This is a genomic window from Streptomyces cavernae, assembly GCF_004023625.1.
Classification (GTDB): domain Bacteria; phylum Actinomycetota; class Actinomycetes; order Streptomycetales; family Streptomycetaceae; genus Streptomyces; species Streptomyces cavernae.
Genome location: NZ_RPDJ01000082.1, coordinates 1 through 16,572 on the forward strand (window position 1 = coordinate 1; position 16,572 = coordinate 16,572).

The window sequence follows — 16,572 nt, forward strand, 5'->3', positions numbered from 1 at the left end:
GCTTGCCACCCTCCCCGGCGTTCCCCGGGTCAGGCTGCCCCCAGCTTCACCAGGCCGCTGCGACGGCCCGGCGGTGTCGGCCTTTCACCTCCACTCGATTACGCGGCACTTCGTGGCGCACTCCTGTGCCATCGAACATTGATCGCGTAGCACCGAAGTCTGGGCAACCCACGGGTAACGGCCTGCCTCTGGCTACAGTGGTCAGAACAGACGCGGAGGAGGAGGGAGCGCACCGTGCCCGACACGCCCCCGCGCGAGAACCCAGAGACCTCAGAGCTGGAGAGACCGCTCCCCACTGCTTCGCCTTTACCTGTCTTCCAGGTGCAGCCTGGGGTGCCTCCTGCAATCGATTTGGGGACTAGCAGCTCCCAGGTGGCGTACTTCGCAGCTGCCGCTACGCTTCTTCCTTTCTTGCAAGCCTTGGGAACTGCGGTCGGTACCAGGATCGGAGAACGCCTCGATGACGCAACGCGCGGCGCTCTAAGGCGGATCCTGCGGCGCGAACTGGAACGATCAACATCGCGCACGAGCGATCCTTCCGGAATCTCCGGAATCTCCCTGGCAACTCCGGGAGGCACGCGAATTAGGCTCGACGCCGACACTCCCGCGGAGGCACTCCCGCAGTTGCTCACCATGCGCTTTGAGCGACTAGAGGAGCAAGGATCCGATGCTCCGGGCCTCGTTCGGTGGACTCAGGAGGGATGGCTCGCAACCATCGCCCGCTCAGGGCAGCTCTGCGACCTGACATGGGACCCTGGGCGAACGACCTGGGTAGCGGATTCCACGCCACCGGAGCCCTAAGGGCAACCCGATCAAACTTCCGTGGCACACGCTCAAACTTCGACGGCACAGGACAGTCGCAACGTCGGGTGGACCGGGCGTGCCGTCGAGCGCCATCCGCGGAGCCCCGTAGCCTGCCTGCATGGACGACCGCGATTTCGAGCGCTACCAGGTCACCCTGTACAGGGGCGACCAGCTCGTGATGCGCGGATGGTGGGCGAGCCGCACCGTAGCAGAGAGCAAATTCAAGACCCTGATTGGTCGGCACCGGGACGCCCACGTCGTACTCACCGACGAGCTGGAGGGTGAAGTACTCGCCGTCTGACCGAAGGCAGAGGAGTAGGTCTGCCATCCTGGGCGCGACCGAGCAGGGGAGTGACCATGGCTTACCGTCCGTATCCGAATGTCGGCCGCGCCCGGCGGCAGCTTGTGCGCGGCTACAGTCCGGAGCCGGCGTCCGTGGCCCAACTGCAGGCTGCCCAGCAGGCGCAGTCGGCAAGGGAGATGGCCCTGCCGTCGCCGCCCGTCGACGAGTACCGCCTGTCGACTCGCTGACCGCCCCGTTGTCGGTGCCGCCTCGGACTCTGGCAGGGTCACTGGCGCTTGCTGATGCCCCGCCCGGAGTGATGCCCGGCGCGGGGCGCTCGACTTGGAGGACCTGTGGACTCTGCCGACAAGCTCGTCAACTTCCTGCGTGCACGCCTCGACGAGGACGAGCGGATTGCGCGGAGAGCTACCGCTCGGCAGACCGGAGGCGAGTCGTGGACCCATGAGCAACCGGCGCTGCGCACGGGCAGCACCCTCACCGTGGCGGAGCGGATGGTCCCAGTCTTCGGTGAGCACATTGCCCGCCACGACCCGGCCCGCGTTCTGGTCGAGGTGGAAGCCAAGCGGCGGCTACTCCTCTGGGCCCAGAACGCCGAGGCCGGATACAACCTGCTTCCAATCATCGACACGCTCGCCGGCGTCTACCGCGACCACCCGGACTTCGACTCGGCCTGGCTGGAGAGCTAGGCCGCGACTGTCTCCGCTTTGGCGGCTTGCTTCAGCTCCATCTCCACCTGGTACCTGGACGCCCCTAGCTCTTCAGCGGCCTGGGTGACCCGTGCGTGGAGTGGTCCGAGGAGGTCCCGCCAAGCGGCCTGTTGGGCGTCCCATGCGGCCCGCTGCTCGGCTGTCCACTCCCCGGGTGGCACCATGGCTTCCTGCCCGCCTGCGTGGCTGAACCGCTCCCGCAGGGCCAGGAGTTCCGCATGCGCCGCGTTCGCCTTGCGCTGCTCTTCGATCAGATCTTCGGGAAGTTCGATTGCCACGCGGAAAGGTTACGCCGCCTTCACGACGTCTCCGCACAGCCGCTCGGCCGCGTCGGCGACCGCCCACTCGGCCAGCAGCCCCTCGTACTCGGCACGCTCCACATCCGACAGCCGCCTCCGGGTGCGCTCGAGCAGCGCACGGATCTGCCCGTTGATCTCGGCAGCAGGCCGCGCTGGAGCGGTGGATCGCGGAGAAGACAGACCGCTGACGCGCCCGTGCGGCGAGCCCGCCGCGGCGTTACAGCGTGCCCGCGCTCTTCCGCAGGACCGTCACCAGCTCCCCCAGGACCGCCCGGAGGCGGGTGGGCGCCGGGAGGTCGTGCATGTCGATGACGGGCACGGTCGTGCCGATGGGCCGGTGCATCACGTCATCGGCGATGTCCTTGAAGTCCGCGAGGTTCCTGGCGTGCGCCTTGTCGGTCTGCTTCATGGCGAACACGTGCTGGGCCGCCACCTGCTTGAAGGCCCGGTGTCCGAAGACGGGCGGGATGTGGTCGAGGACGGCCCGGATCAGTGCGGCGCTGGCGTAGGGGTTCCCGGCGGTGTAGTTGTCGTTCAGCTCCCGGCATAAAGCGAGGAGCTTGTGCACCTTCCACGGGGTCTTCGAGGCTGCCTTCTCCAGGTCGTCCAGGAGGGCATCGTCGATATACAGCCCGCGCTCGGGCGCGGCCGACCGGCGGCGCCTGCGCCTCGATGGAGGGCTGGGCGAACTGGGCGGCCGTCGCGGTGATCTCGCACGTCTTGGCGATGTAGTCCTCCACGCTGTGCACGGAGCGGAACTGCAGCACGCTGCGGGTCACCTCCCGCTCCCAGGAACCGTCGGGCAGGTTGGCGCCACTGGTGTTGATGCCCGGCTCGTAGGTGAACAGGTCGGGCAGCGCCTCGACGAACCACGGCTTGAGGTTGGGCAACGCGGCCGACAGTTCGCCGGAGCGCAGGATGACCGTGGGGACCTCGTCGAAGCGGATTGGTCTGTGGGTGTACAGGTCGATCATGTGGCGCAGGACGCGCACGAACGGCTCACCGACCAGGAGCCGCATTCCCGGGACGACGAGGGAGGCGGCCACGGTCAGCCGTACCTTGTCGCCCGGGTTGATGGGTGCGCGCATGGGGGCGGTGAAGCCGTAGCCGGAGGCGAACGCCTTGTTCCTCATGCGGCAGGCTATGGAGGATGGCGTCGGCGTCCTTGTGGCTCTGGTCAAAGTATAACTGAACGTTGGCCCACAGCAGCCAGTCGCCCCGGTCCAGCCACGGCCGGCCGATGGCGCTGAGGAGGTTTTGCTGGTCCGGCGTGAGCTCGGTGTCGAAGAGCGTGTGCAAGGAAACCCCTTGGTGCAAGGCAAGGCTGACGGGCGACCATGGGGGCTCATCCGCCACGACAGAGCGTCAGGCGGTCATGTTACCGGCGCCGATCGGTGTTCACCCCCGTATAATCGTCAATATACGAGGGTGGTTGGCTGAGAGGGATTCTCGCGTGGATGACGCCGACGAGAGCATCGAGGTAGTCGAGGGTGAAGTCGTCGACAACGACGCGCTCCCGGCCGTCCTCGCCGACCCGGCTCGCATCCTTGCCGGCGCCCTCGCGCGACCGGTCATCACACAGCACACGGTCCTGCGCCCGGGAGAGCTCCCCACCACCGAGCGGCCGACGTACACCGCGGCGGACTTCTACGTCTCGGAAGAGACCGCCCAAGCCATCGACAAGCAGTCGAAACCGAAGAACACCGACCGCAACTACCGCTCACAACGCGGGATGTTCGAGCGCTGGTGCGCCGAGATGGGCCGCGTCGCCAACCCGTGCACGACCGCCACGTACATCGAGTACATCGCCGCCCTCATCGCCCGGGGCACGTACAGCCCGAACACCATCAAGGCCCACAAGAGCGCGGTCCGCTCCATGCAGCCCGAGGACGCCAAACCCGGCACCGCCGTGGTCAACGGTCTCATCAAGGAGTACGCCAAGACCTGGAACAAGCGGAACCGGGTGAAGAAGGCGCCAGCCATCCCCGACGACAACTTCGGTGCCATGGTGGCCACTTGCGACCAGCGCCACCCCATCGGCATCCGCGACCGCTGGGCCCTCATCGCCGGCCGCGCCTACCTCCACCGCCGTCGCGAGCTGGGCGACCTGCTCATTGCGCAGATCGAGGTCGACGACGACGGTGTAGCGCACTGGGTCGCCATGTCCAAGACCGACCAGGATGCGATCGGTGAGGAGTCGTGGGCCCCGGCCGAGCCCGACGACGTCCTCCTCTGCCCAGTCGACGCGACCCGGGCGTGGCTGAACTGCCTGTGGCGGCTCGGTGTTCGCGACGGCGCGGCGTACCGTGCACTTACTGTTGCCGGCACTCTGCAGAACCGGTCCACGGCCACCGCCCACGGCGAGCACGTCTCCGGGGACGCCATCAACGACATGGTCCGTGGCCGTGCCTTCGCCGCTGGCCTGCCCAACTGGCAGCAGATCACCGCGCACAGCCTGCGCCGCACCGGCGCCCAGCGCATCGCCGCGGCTGGGGGCGACCCCACCAAGCAGGGCCGCTGGAAGCCCGGCTCGTCCGTGGTGAAGAGGGAGTACTTGGACCGGGCGCAGTCCCGTGCCGAGAATCCGTGGCACCTGGTGGCGGCGAAGCGGCGGGAGACGCAGCAGTGAGCACCCCGGCCGCCCACCCGCCCCCGGAGCCGGTCGAGGCGGAGGAATTCCACGTCACGCTGACGTTCCGGCCGGGACGGGCCTTCTCTAGGGGAAGCAGTGAGGCGCGAAGCGATTGGTCGTGACTTTGTGCAGCTCAGCGCGGGTAAGACGGACGGTAGCCGATGCAACAGGTGTCGCGCTATCACCGATGCGAGTGATCTCGGCGGTCCCCAGGGGGACCCTCTGTAGCGCTCGGGTCATACAGGCCCGGCCGCCGTCGTCTGCTCAAGCTGTGCCTGCGGGCGAGGCTGGTGAAGCCATCGAGGAACAGCGTCTGCCCCGCTCGGGTGGTTGGCCTCGGGTGATCGGCGAGTCGGCGACGGCTGAGGGAGGATGCGCAGTGGGCTCGGTACGGTTCAGGCGGATCGCCGTGTACGGCTTGGCCGTGGTCTCAGGCGTCCTTCTGGTCGTAGCCATGTTCTCCTGAGATTGGTTGGTCGACCTGGCCACCCCTATCTCGCCGGCCCCGTTCGTCCTCGGCATCGCCTCGGTTGCTTGTGCGGTGGCGGCCGTCGAGTTTCATCGGCGGACGTGACCGCGGGGACCACGCCCCCTCGCCCCGCCGATACGTAAGCCGAAGCACGATAGTTGTCACCAGCGGGACCAGCTGAGCTGGCGAACAGGGGCGGCCGAAGCAGCCTGGTTGTCACAAACGAGGCATCCGACTTGTCACAGGCGCTCATTCGGCTCTTCTTGAGAGTTCGAGTCGTGCGGGGTTGCGTGGCGGCACAGGGGCCTTGTGCGTTGCGGACGTGGTCACCAGCATGCCCGGCCTGGGTGTCATTCTCGGCGCCGAGTTCCTGGCCGCCACCGGCGGCGACATGACCGTCTTCGGCACCGCCGACCGCCTCGCCGGCTTCGGCGGCGTCGCCCCGGTTCCCCGCGACTCCGGGAAGATCAGCGGCAACCTGCGCCGACCGCGGCGCTACAACCGCAGACTCCAGCGTGTCTTCTACATCTCGGCGCTGTTCAGCATCCGGTACTGCGAGGACTCCCGCCGGTTCTACGACCGCAAACGTCCCGAGGGCAAGCGCCACATCCAGGCCGTCCTCGCCCTCGCCCGCCGCCGCGTCAACGTTCTCTGGGCCCTCCTACGCGACGGACGGTGCTACGAACCGACACCTCCACCGCCACTTGTGGCTTGACAGACAGCATTAGGAATCAGTGGCCACGCTGAAAACGCTCACTGAGGGTTTTCAGCGTGGCCCCCGGACGGGTGACGGCGGGACCGTAGGCAACGGACAGGGCTCCCGTGCCGTTGAGGGAGGTGTCTAGGTCTCAACTCTCCAGCTCAGGAGCCCTGTTAGTCTCGTATCCTGCCGCACTCGACCTCCCGCACGCACTCGTGGAGTGGGTGACGATGCTGATCGTCACCCGTGAGGGTGACCGACGCTGCAAACTCCGGCCGTCCGAGCGTGCGGTGATCGCGACACGAAGACCGGCCAACGCGCTTTCAGCTCGGAGCTGGCCCGCTCACGCCTCCGACGAGGCCAAAGACCAAGAGCCTGCGAACGAGCCGAGGATATGACCGGGGCGGAGTGGGAGGATCGCGCCGCCCGAAGCACTGGTGGCTGCTGGAAGTGACCGTGCGAGCCTCACGTACGACTACTCGCCGCCGGAGAATTCCCACGTGTTGTTATTGGCGTTGGCATTGCTATTGGTGTGTATCCAGCCAGAGCCGGGCTGCTGAATGAGCCACATACCGGTCTGTGCGTTCTGCACGCGATTGCCCGAGTATCGCCAGTTCTGGTAGTTACCGCCGTTGCATTCGATCCAGTAGACGTGTCCGTCGTAGTTGCTGTCCAGGCACTGGTTCGTGTACGCCTTGACGATGCTGCTCCCGCGCCGGTCCCAGAGCTGTGATCGGTCGCCGAACGTGCAGCCGAGCCCGCGGGCCGAACTGGGCGCGATGGCGGTGACGCATTCGCCGGTGTTCAGGTTCCTGATCCAGGTGTTTTCCGCCGCGCTCGCGCTGGATGCGGTGGGTCCCATTACGACGGCTGAGGCGGCGACTGCCGTCAGCGCGCCCCGGGACAAACGCCTAAATGTCTGATTCATGCATGCCTCCTTGTTCAGTACCAACGCCCCACCGGGAGACGTCGGCCACAACGGTGCCAGAGGTGATTTGATCGCTATGAGTTGGGAAACTGGGGAAGCGTTTCCCGGATGGCGTGTGCGCCGATGCCACCGGGAGGCGAGAGCACGGCAATGCTGCCGCAGACGGGCGGAGAGGAAGCGCAGGGCCGAGCTGGACACATCGACGCCGGACGGGTAGACAAGCACGCGAAGCTCTTGGCCGACGCGGGTGATCTTGGTCGAGAACCCGTCTACCAGGAGCTTTGCCGTTGCGCAGGGCAGTCCAACTCGCGGTCAAGAGAGTTGCATGCGGCCATTGGATGTAGGGCGCACATAAAACCGAAACCCACATCCCAGCGTCTTCATAGCTCCTCCTTGTCGGATGCGGATTCAACCGGATTCGGGGCGCATTGATACCGGCTAACGCCACCGATAATTCGTCCGCCTCGAATCAGGAAACAGCGTGGTCCAGCTGCGCGACCCACATGGTGGGCAACGGCGACTGACGGCTGCGCGGTGCCGTACTCCGTGTCTCACGGGTGCCACGGGCCACGATCGTGCCAGGCGTGAGCAGCCGTTTCAGCGGCCTGGGCCGTTCAGCGGCTAAGACGTCGTCTCATTTGGTGAGCCTCCGGTAGCAGATGAGGCTGCAGGCGATGGCGGTGAAGGCCAGGAAGTGTTCGGGCTTGCGTTCGTAGCGGCGGTGCAAACGGCGGCAGCCGCCCAGCCAGGACATCGTGCGCTCGATCGTCCAGCGATGCCGGCCCAGCCGGGTGGAGGACTCGATGCCCTTGCGGGCGATGCGGTGCCGGATGCCTCGCTTGCGTAGCCATCGGCGCAGGTGGTCGTAGTCGTAGCCCTTGTCCGCGTGCAACTTGGCGGGTCGTCGTCTGCGCGGGCCGCGGCGGGATCGGATCGGCGGGATGCCGCGCACGAGCGACTCGAGCGCCTGGCTGTCGTGCAGGTTCGCGCCGGAGATCCCGATCGAGAGGGGTAAACCGGTCCGCTCGGTGATCAAGTGGACCTTCGAGCCCTTCTTGCCTCGGTCCACAGGATTCGGACCTGTCAGGTCCCCCCTTTCAAGGCCCGCACGTTCACCGAGTCGATTGCGCACCGAGACCAGTCCAGCTCCCCGCGCGAGCCCAGTTCGTCGAGGATGAGGCGGTGCAGCTTCGCCCAGACCCGGGCGGCGGTCCACTCGGTGAAGCGCCGGTGCGCGGTCGGCCCCGACGGGCCGAAGACCGGCGGCAGCTGCCGCCAGGTGCAGCCCGTAGTGGCCACGAAGATGATCGGGGCCAGCACCTCGCGATCCCCATACCGCCGCCGACCGCCGCCCTGCGGCCGCGATGGAGCAGGCGGGACCACCCGCTCGAACAGTTCCCACAACTCGTCCGGCACCAAGCGCTCAACCATCACCACGTCGTGCAGACTACCCAGCGCCCCAAATGAGACGACGTCTAAGTACAGGGAAACCTGTCGCGAACCGGATGTTCGCTGCCGGTCGGGACCCGGAATCGCGGCAGCGACCGTGCGACCGGTACAAGCCCGGCAGCGCAGGGCCTTGCTGTGTCAGAGGGAGCCGGTGAGTACCGAGGCGGCGAGTTCGGTGCGGGAGCGTTTTCCAGTGCGGGCGAACAGCCGGGTCAGACGGTTGGCCACTGCGTCTTCTTTGGTATGCAGGACGGTGGCGATCTGACGGTTGGTGAGCTGTTCGGCGATCAGAGTGGCCAGCAGGTGGTCGTTCTCGGCGGTGGCCTGTCTGCGGCCGGGGATGGTCAGTCTGGCCTCGCGCAGCGCAGTCCTCGTGTGGAAGCGCCACAGGGTGGCACCGGTCTGGCCGAACAGGTCGTACGCCTCGTGCAGCAGCGTGGCCGGGACCGCGCCCGCTGTGGCAGCGGCCAGGAGGGTGGTCGCCGTTTCGAAGGGCAGGTTGCGGGGGCGTGCGAGGTCCACGGCCTCGCGCAGGTTCCCGCGGGCGGTATCGGGAGCGTCCTGGCGCAGGACCCGGGCCGAGGCCAGCAGATACCTGAGCCGTGCCCGTCCGCTGCCCGTCCATGTGGCGATCTGTCCCGAGCGTTCCAGGCAGGTCACCGCCTCGGCTGTGCGTCCTGACTTGGACAGCGCCGAGAAGACGCTGCGCCGCGGGCTGGACACGGCACAGACACACGCCCACGTCTACGGCACAGAGGAGCTGTGGGCTCTGCTCGCCGAGGTGACAGTCGAGGCATGACCTGAACGCCGCAAAACCCTGCTGGAGTACAGCCACCGCGGCCCAGAAGAGGGGCCACCGACCTGGGCCCTGAGCGCCTCGGAAGCAGAGGTGCTTCGGACCCTTGGCGACAGGTGGTGGTGCAGGAACTGGCTGATCGGGGGCAGCATCTCAGGGGTCAGGTTCTGGGAAGTCCTAGACAGCTCCACCACACCGGAGGTCTTCGCCATGATCAAGCCCGGCAGGCGTCAACAACGCTCGTGATCAATACAGCTAGGGCCGTGGCTGGGTGAACAACCCCTGCTCGGGCTCGGTCAGGATTCCGCGTTCGACCAGCCGCTTGAGCTTCAGCCGGACGTTGTTGACGTTGCTGGGCGCGATCTCCAGATCCATCGCCTCGCAGACCGCCCGTGCCCGCAGCGGGGCGTCGGCCGCGGCGAATACTGCCATGATCTGCCGGTAGGCCGGATGGTCCGGCACCTTCGCGGCCGGCGGCGTCGGCGGGGACGGATCAGGCAGCGCCAGCAGCGTCTTGCGGGTGATGCGGACCTCTTCGGCGACCCGGCCGAACTCCTCCAATGCGCGGTGAGTTCCGCGATGCGTCCCTGGGGATACCCCCTACCCCCGGGGGGCGGGGTATCCCCACCTAAATCGTGGGGAGAGCTCCAATGATCATGTGCTGCGGAACTTCTAGCATCGGTTGCACAAGAAGGCGACCGGGCCGGATGGATCTCCACACAACGGCCCTGGACGCCGAGTTCCCGCGCCTGAAACGCGCCCATCCCGAGGAACAGCGCCATGATCACATTACGTGCGGTGACCCACCGTACCGCAGCAGCGGCTCTGGTTCTGGCAGGCCTCACGGCCTGCACCGGCGCCGGATCTGAGGCCATCGATGCCGGCCCCAAAGCCGCCGGTTCCAGCCCCGAAGACACCGGTTCCGGCCGCGAAGAGACCAGTGCCAGCCCTGAAGCCACCCTCGCAGAACGCGAGGCTGCTACGGGCAAGAACGCGGCCAGTACCGTGCGGCTCGGCCGTTTCTACAATCAGGACCTTGCTTGGGGGAAGTGCGCACAGGACTCCGCCGACACCACCGGCCAGGACCTGGACAAGACCGGCGTACAGTGCGCGAACGTGACCGTGCCACTCGACTACGCGGCCCCTCAAGGCCGCACCATCACCGTGGCGATATCGCGCCTCCAAGCCACCGACACCCGTCGTCGTATCGGCTCGATTCTGCTCAACAACGGCGGTCCCGGCGTTCCTGCTCTGGAGTCCCCGCCGGACGCACGATCGGCGATGGGAGAACTCGGATCCCGCTACGACATCATCGGATTCGATCCGCGTTTCGTCGGGCGCAGTACCCCGCTGGACTGTGGCTGGCCCATCGGCAACTCGATCTTCTCGGCCGGCAACAGCCGGGCCAGTTTCGATCGTCAGGTCGGGCTGCAAAAGAGCCTGGCCGACAAGTGCCGGACCACCAACGCATCGGTGCTGGCTCACATCAACACACGCAACACGGCCCGCGACATGGACGTCATCCGCGGCGCGCTGGACGAACGTCGGATCTCCTACCTGGGCTACTCGTACGGCACCTACCTGGGCACGGTCTACACCCAGATGTTCCCCGGCCGTTTCGACCGCATGGTGCTCGACGGGGCCGTCGCCCCCAGTAGCTATGACCCTCAACTGCTGAAGGGGCTCGAACCGGAGAACGAGCAGGCCCTGGACGCCTGGGCGACGTGGGTTGCAGAACGCGACGGCACCTACTCCCTCGGCCGCACCCGTGACCAGGTGCTGGCAACCATCGACCGGATCACGTCGACCGCCGCACGCGACCCGCTGACCGTGGGCACTGCCCCCGATGTCTTCCGAATCGACGACACCCAGGTACCACTCTTGCTGTTCATGGGACTCTCGGACGACAAGGACGCGGCCCGTGAAGCCCTTGCCGCCCAGGTATCCGTCCTCGCGAAAGCCGCGGACGGGCAACCGGCCGCGCTGTCAGCAGAGTTTGCCGCAGTTCTCGGGATCTTCTTCACCGACGAGGACACCAACCTCGGCACTGTACAAACCGCTCTCGCCTGCGCGGACGGCACGGCATCGCGCGACATCGAGCAGTACTGGCAGGACATCGAAGCCAGCCGCCGTACCCATCCCCTGTTCGGCCCCCTCGCCAACAACATCACCCCGTGCGCCTTCTGGAAAACCCCACCGGAAAAACCCATCCAAGTGCGTGACGACGCCGCCATACTGATCGTGGCCGCCACCGGCGACCCGAGGACCACCTACAAGAGCAGCTCCGAACTCCACCGGCTGCTGCCGAGCTCCAAACTGCTCACCCTGAACGGCGCCAACCGGCACGCCCTCTACGGGCAGTACGGCAACGCATGCATCGACCGCACAGTCAACCAGTACTTGACCAGCGGAAAACTCCCGGCACGCGATGAGTCATGCGAAACGCAGGACGCTTATTGATCCGAGACTCAGGGCGGTAAGTGACGTGCTGCCCGTTTCGCGCTTGCAGCTGGACTGTCGGGCTGGTCGTGGCCTGACCAGGCGGCTACGACTGCGGCTTGGTGAACAAGCCCTGCTCGGGCTCGATCAGGGCCCACCGCTCGTCGGACAAGTCGCTCTTGTAGGGCTGGCGGTCGCTCACGAAGAACACTCCAGCGCGACAGGACTCCCCGATCAGTCCCGATACGCCTGTGCCACACGTTCCAGCGACAACAAACGTGGCATCACGTCACATACCGCCTTCTGGCACCGGCACTGGGGGGCGTCGATGAATTAGTGGGTTGATTTGCCTTCGCGGTGTGCGGCTGTCGCGTGCATGACGTAGTTGGCGAGGTCGCTGGGGTCGATCAGGCGGGCGGGGATCGGTTCCGGGTGGTGGCCCAGGTCTTCCAGGTGGGGTCGGACCTTGTCTTCGGCGACCCGACAGTGGGCGCTGGACCGGCTGGCCGAGCCGGTCACACTGGAGGACATGGCCCGGCACGCGCACATGAGCGTGCGCACATTCACCCGGCGGTTCCGCAGTGAGGTGGGCAGCAGCCCGCTGAAGTGGCTGGCGCAGCGGCGGCTGGCGCACGCGCGCCTGCTGCTGGAGTCCACCGACCTGACCGTCGCACGGATCGCCACCGTCTGCGGCTTCGGCGACCCCGTCGCCCTGCGCAAGCACTTCCACACGTACCTGGGCCTGTCACCACTGGCCTACCGTCGCGCTCACAGCGCACCGGAGCCGATGATGGCACGGTGACCACCCAGCCGGGTCAGGGCTGCAACAACGCCCCACCCATCACCCGGCGCGTCGAGTGGCTCCTGCTGCCCTTTACCACCACTTCAAGGGCAAAGTCCCGGACATCATGTACCGGGTTACCGAGGACATCGTCGATGGCATGGACCGCGTAGGCGGCGGTGCCTCGCCGAGTACTGCAACGACATGCTGGAAGACGGTCTGGCGATCGCGCCCACGGGCTACACCGTGGGTCTGTACGGTCCTCGGATCTAGCCTGTTAGCCCGTAGTCGGCGGTGACGCCGAGTAGCCGCCTCGGTCATGATCTTGTGGTGGATATCACATTCACCACCGCGTGGCAGCGGGCCACCCAACTGCCGGCCCTCACCTGACGGTCGGCCACCGCCCCGACGGCACCGCAGAGGAGAGCATCGAACCACCCTCGGGCCCGTGGAACCCGACGCCCCGCAGCGTCACGCGACGGCCAGTCCCGACACGGCACGGGACATATCGGGCAACCAGCCGCTCACGACGCCGCCGTCAGCCCTTAGACGCCATCCGCTTATCGATCACGCGGCTGGCCTGGTCGAACAGGGTTCCTGATCGGGTGATCGCGCGAGAGTCGGCGCATGACAACAGGGCCTCTTGGTAGCTCGGGGGTGCGAACCAAACCAAGCGCCAGGAGGCCCTGCTGCCGCAGTTTCTCGCGCTCGCGTGCCTGGAGTCCAACTCGCCCTCCCTGTCGTGTGACTGCCTCGCGCACAGGTTCGGCAACGCGGCAGACCGGCCGGACCGTACCCCGCGCTATGGCTCCGACATGACGGAAGCAGAGTGGCAGGTCATTCGGGCCGTGCTGCCGGTTCCGGCCTGGTAGGAGGGGCGGGGCGGCCGGCCGGAGGGCTACTGCCACCGACAGATGATCGACGCGGTCCGCTACGTGGTCGACAACGGAGTCATGATCACGAACCCCCGTGCATGCTCTACTATCCGCCCCTATTGGCCGATCGCCAACTCTCCACGCGATCAAGGAACTTGACGCAGCCACTGGTCCAACTCGCGGTCAGCACCGCCAGCTTGAAAAGCACTCGCTTTCTAGCCGGAAGTCCGCTTTGTGAAAGCGCGAGGCTAGCCTCGCGCTTTCACGTGGCAGGGCGTCCAGTGGATGACCAGAAACGCGAAGAGTGCTCCTGACCTGCAACGATGGGACTTGTCTACGGTCCAGGTCGTCGCATGAAAGAAGCACTCTCCAGGTGAGGAAGCGTATCGGGTCTTACCCGCGTGTCCGTACTGAAGGCGGCGGTCGCGGGGTGGTCTCCCAGGCTGGCGGGGTGCTGCTGGTGGAGACGATCCGCAAAACAGGTCTGGATCAGGCGATATCGGCGGCATTGACGCCGTGGCGCAAGCCGCGGACGGTGCTTGATCCGGGCAAAGTCCTGCTGGACGTGGCGCTCGCGGTCGCACTGGGCGGAGACTGCCTGGCAGACGTGGGCATGCCGCGGGCCGAGCCCGCGGTGTTCGGGCCGGTGGCCTCCGATCCGACGGTGTCCCGGCTGATCGACACGCTGACTGCGAGCGGGAACCGCGCGCTGACTGCACTGCGGCAGGCCCGCGCTCAAGTCCGCGAACACGTATGGGGGCTGGCCGGTGACGCCGCGCCGCCCGCGGCCGGGCAGGTGATCGTGGACCTGGACGGGGTGCTCGTCCTCGCGCATTCCGAGAAGCAGGATGCGGCCGCGACCTGGAAGAAGACCTTCGGGCACCACCCGCTGATGGGGTTCGTCGACCACGGCCGGGGCGGGTCCGGGGAGCCGGTGGTCGGGCTGCTGCGGCCCGGGAACGCGGGCAGCAACACCGCCGCCGACCACATCGAAGCCGCCCGGCTCGCCCTGAGGCAGCTGCCGAAGAAGTACCGACGGGGACGGCAGACGCTGATCCGCACCGACTCGGGCGGAGGCACCCACGAGTTCGTGGACTGGCTTTCCGCCCGCGGCCGGTGGTTGTCCTACTCGGTCGGCATGACCATCACCGACGCTATGCACGCCTCTGTCCTGAAGGTTCCCGCATCGGCCTGGACGCCGGCCGTCGAGCCCGACGGCGAGATCCGCGACGGCGCTTGGGTGGCCGAACTCGACGGCGACTGCCTCAAGGGCTGGCCCACGGGCATGCGGCTGATCGTGCGGAAGGAACGGCCGCACCCCGGCGCCCAGTTGCGCTTCACCGACACCGACGGCATGCGCTTGACCTGCTTCGCCACCAACACCAAGAACGCTCCGATCGCCGAGCTGGAGCTGCGGCACCGCCAGCGGGCCCGGGCCGAGGACCGCATCCGAGCTGCCCGCGCCACCGGCCTGCGCAACCTCCCGCTCCACGACGCCGCACAGAACCAGATCTGGCTGGAGATCGTCCAGATCGCTCTGGACCTCCTGGCCTGGATGCCCCTGCTCGCTCTCACCGGCCAGGCCCGCCGCTGGGAGCCTCGCCGTCTGCGGCTGCGGCTGTTCTCCGCGGCCGCTCAGCTCGTCACTACCGGACGCCGCCGCATCCTCCGCTTCGCCAGGCACTGGCCCTGGACCGACGTGATCACCGACGCCCTGCAACGGCTCACGGCTCTGCCGAACCCTGGCTGACCAGCAATTTCCCGTCCCTGCGAGCAGCACCACACACGACCGGAGCGTGGAACCCGGCGCCCACCCGACGCGGCAGCCGGGCCGTCAGCCTGCACACCGGCAGGAATCTCCGCCCCGAACGAGCCGAAAAGGTCCGCCAGCAAGCTGACGGACCCTCATGCAAGATCGAGGCTAATCGAGGGATATCGCGTTGCGGGTCGACTCCGAAGGGAACTATGAAGCGATCCCTTACATGCATGGAGTGGCTGTGTCCGAACACGAAACGAACAGCGATCCGAAATCGAACCGCAGGAAGTGGAACCCCTGGGAGATCGTCGCCGCCTTTGCGTCGGTGGTGGCCCTGGGACTGTCGGCCTGGGGTGTCACACGAGCCAGCGATGCCTCAGATAAGGCGAACGACGTGGCAGACCGTTCGAACCGGCTGACCAGTTCTTATCTGGTCACCTGGTACTCGGAAGAGCAGAAGCCAACGCCTCCGCCGGGGCCGCCCCCGGCTTCGATTGCGTCGGAGTTGACCCCGGCTCCGGCGCAGCCGAGGAAAAAAATGGTCGTGATCGAGAACAGAAGTTTCTTCCCCGCCCACAGGGTGGTCCTCCTTAACAAGACCACTAGGCAGTACGCCGACGTGTGGGTGGTAAATCCCTGCACAAGGGTCACGCTCGACCTGCATGAAAAGGGTGAAGAGGTCTTCAGTAAGGGGGCCGGGTTGTATTCCCTCCATTTCAAGATGGCTGGCAAGCATTGGAAAACGGACGATGACGGGAACATCGTCGAGAGCACTGAGGGCAAGGAGGTTGACAAGCTTCTTTCCGGCGAATCCGACCCACTCTCAATGACGCCTGTAGACGATCCACTGCCGTCATGCGGTTAAAGCCTTTACTCTTCTGGATGCTCGCTCAGCTTCGCGTGCGCGTCCAGCCGCCAACGCACCCCGGCATCGTCCGTGAAGTATGCGTCCGGCTGTGCCGGCTCGAATGCTTCGGCTCCAAAGTGGAACGTCTTCCCGGCGTCCATGACGGCGACCCGAGACCAGAAGAGATAATCGGTCGGACGATCGATTCTGGCATCGCCGCGCGGGGCGCTTCTGGTGAACTCTTCCCATGGCGCTCGTCCCAGAGCACTTCCTAGGCAATCGAAGCCGGTTGTTCCCCGAACCGAACCACGACGTCATGAATGGGTGCATCACTACCATTCGTGACACGCACGCCGCGACCTGACAGGTCCATCAACATTCGAACCTGGCACGCCTGGGCTTGCCTTCGGTCCCGAGCGACCGCCGACAGCTCTTGCCGTTCAAGGGCCAGTCGCCAGTCGACTTGGCATAGCGGGACGCTTCGGCGCCTCCAATCTGGTAGCCGTCCCAGTACCGACCTGCGCCGTCGTCGCTTGTTGAGCAGGCCGAAACGGCGAAAGCCAGAGTCGCGGGGCGCGATGGTCATACGGGTGATGCAGCGCATGTCAGGTCCCCCAACGCGGCAACGGTCGGCGCATCGTATGCGTCCGAGAACCGTAGCTGGTGAAGTCGGCCCGGGGCGCGGTTCCGGTCTTTCGACCGGCCCGTTTCCCCGGAGCCGCTTCCCGAACCGGGCATGCGACTTGGCACCGCACCCGGCTCTCCACAAGCCCCGAGGGGACCCGT

Annotated in this window: 14 protein-coding genes and 3 pseudogenes; 10 read left to right on the plus strand and 7 right to left on the minus strand. The window is 66.6% G+C overall.

All coding sequences use genetic code 11. The features are described 5' to 3' along the window. Positions 1 to 922: 922 nt before the first annotated feature. Together EF387_RS44980 and EF387_RS44985 are read left to right on the plus strand one after the other, a co-directional pair. Positions 923 to 1,105 (plus strand): hypothetical protein, encoded by a 183-nt coding sequence (locus EF387_RS44980; RefSeq protein ID WP_128382364.1) that lies wholly within the window; start codon positions 923 to 925, stop codon positions 1,103 to 1,105. Positions 1,106 to 1,440: 335 nt separating this feature from the next. Next, entirely contained in the window at positions 1,441 to 1,794 is a 354-nt protein-coding gene (locus EF387_RS44985) for a DUF6221 family protein (protein WP_128382365.1), read from the plus strand. Here the strand turns inward: EF387_RS44985 and EF387_RS44990 are convergent. Continuing rightward, positions 1,791 to 2,093, minus strand: a complete 303-nt coding sequence (locus EF387_RS44990) for a hypothetical protein (RefSeq protein WP_128382366.1) — start codon at positions 2,091 to 2,093, stop codon at positions 1,791 to 1,793. The two genes, EF387_RS44985 and EF387_RS44990, sit on opposite strands and share 4 nt — an antisense overlap. Before the next feature lie 238 nt (positions 2,094 to 2,331). After that, entirely contained in the window at positions 2,332 to 2,682 is a 351-nt protein-coding gene (locus tag EF387_RS47280) for a hypothetical protein (protein ID WP_162467351.1), read from the minus strand. 885 nt (positions 2,683 to 3,567) lie between these two features. Between EF387_RS47280 and EF387_RS45010 the strand changes: the two genes are divergently transcribed. The 3 genes and pseudogenes from EF387_RS45010 to EF387_RS45020 all read left to right on the plus strand — a co-directional run. Beyond that, the gene (locus EF387_RS45010) at positions 3,568 to 4,743 is read left to right on the plus strand and encodes a site-specific integrase (protein ID WP_128382370.1); all 1,176 of its coding nucleotides are present in this window, start codon (positions 3,568 to 3,570) and stop codon (positions 4,741 to 4,743) included. 788 nt (positions 4,744 to 5,531) lie between these two features. Beyond that, positions 5,532 to 5,930 (plus strand): annotated as a pseudogene (locus tag EF387_RS45015) (transposase); the annotation flags it as partial. Positions 5,931 to 6,085: 155 nt separating this feature from the next. Beyond that, positions 6,086 to 6,214 (plus strand): annotated as a pseudogene (locus EF387_RS45020) (IS5/IS1182 family transposase); the annotation flags it as partial. Between the two features lie 176 nt (positions 6,215 to 6,390). On the opposite strand, the gene EF387_RS47285 reads toward EF387_RS45020, so the two are convergent. From EF387_RS47285 to EF387_RS45035, 4 genes and pseudogenes are all read right to left on the minus strand, one after another. After that, positions 6,391 to 6,843, minus strand: a complete 453-nt coding sequence (locus tag EF387_RS47285; RefSeq protein WP_162467350.1) for an RICIN domain-containing protein — start codon at positions 6,841 to 6,843, stop codon at positions 6,391 to 6,393. A gap of 120 nt (positions 6,844 to 6,963) precedes the next feature. Next, positions 6,964 to 7,068 (minus strand): annotated as a pseudogene (locus tag EF387_RS45025) (IS5/IS1182 family transposase); the annotation flags it as partial. A 409-nt stretch (positions 7,069 to 7,477) separates the two neighbouring features. Continuing rightward, a protein-coding gene (locus EF387_RS45030; RefSeq protein ID WP_238432071.1) for an IS5 family transposase occupies positions 7,478 to 8,274 on the minus strand; the annotation gives its coding sequence in 2 pieces (ribosomal slippage) (positions 7,478 to 7,936 and positions 7,939 to 8,274; 795 coding nt in all). 156 nt (positions 8,275 to 8,430) lie between these two features. Then, entirely contained in the window at positions 8,431 to 8,952 is a 522-nt protein-coding gene (locus EF387_RS45035) for a helix-turn-helix domain-containing protein (RefSeq protein WP_238432072.1), read from the minus strand. A gap of 10 nt (positions 8,953 to 8,962) precedes the next feature. Between EF387_RS45035 and EF387_RS49635 the strand changes: the two genes are divergently transcribed. Beyond that, on the plus strand, positions 8,963 to 9,091 hold the full coding sequence (locus EF387_RS49635) for a hypothetical protein (protein ID WP_274388997.1): 129 nt from the start codon (positions 8,963 to 8,965) through the stop codon (positions 9,089 to 9,091). 252 nt (positions 9,092 to 9,343) lie between these two features. On the opposite strand, the gene EF387_RS45040 is transcribed toward EF387_RS49635, so the two are convergent. After that, positions 9,344 to 9,649 (minus strand): hypothetical protein, encoded by a 306-nt coding sequence (locus tag EF387_RS45040; protein WP_128382371.1) that lies wholly within the window; start codon positions 9,647 to 9,649, stop codon positions 9,344 to 9,346. A gap of 219 nt (positions 9,650 to 9,868) precedes the next feature. On the opposite strand from EF387_RS45040, the gene EF387_RS45045 reads away from it, so the two are divergent. From EF387_RS45045 to EF387_RS45065, 4 genes are all read left to right on the plus strand, one after another. Next, positions 9,869 to 11,548, plus strand: a complete 1,680-nt coding sequence (locus tag EF387_RS45045) for an alpha/beta hydrolase (RefSeq protein WP_128382372.1) — start codon at positions 9,869 to 9,871, stop codon at positions 11,546 to 11,548. 445 nt (positions 11,549 to 11,993) lie between these two features. Beyond that, positions 11,994 to 12,329 (plus strand): helix-turn-helix domain-containing protein, encoded by a 336-nt coding sequence (locus EF387_RS45050; RefSeq protein WP_420802709.1) that lies wholly within the window; start codon positions 11,994 to 11,996, stop codon positions 12,327 to 12,329. A gap of 1,227 nt (positions 12,330 to 13,556) precedes the next feature. After that, positions 13,557 to 14,933 (plus strand): IS1380 family transposase, encoded by a 1,377-nt coding sequence (locus EF387_RS45060; protein ID WP_128382373.1) that lies wholly within the window; start codon positions 13,557 to 13,559, stop codon positions 14,931 to 14,933. A gap of 247 nt (positions 14,934 to 15,180) precedes the next feature. Next, positions 15,181 to 15,804 carry a hypothetical protein gene (locus tag EF387_RS45065; protein WP_128382374.1) on the plus strand — a complete coding sequence of 208 codons (624 nt, stop codon included), beginning with the start codon at positions 15,181 to 15,183 and terminating at the stop codon, positions 15,802 to 15,804. Positions 15,805 to 16,572: the final 768 nt, after the last annotated feature.

Bases quoted from the DNA above. Each gene is read 5' to 3' on its own strand.
- EF387_RS44980 (WP_128382364.1), top strand. From the start codon at position 923: ATGGACGACCGCGATTTCGAGCGCTACCAGGTCACCCTGTACAGGGGC.
- EF387_RS47285 (WP_162467350.1), bottom strand. From the start codon at position 6,843: ATGAATCAGACATTTAGGCGTTTGTCCCGGGGCGCGCTGACGGCAGTC.
- EF387_RS45045 (WP_128382372.1), top strand. From the start codon at position 9,869: ATGATCACATTACGTGCGGTGACCCACCGTACCGCAGCAGCGGCTCTG.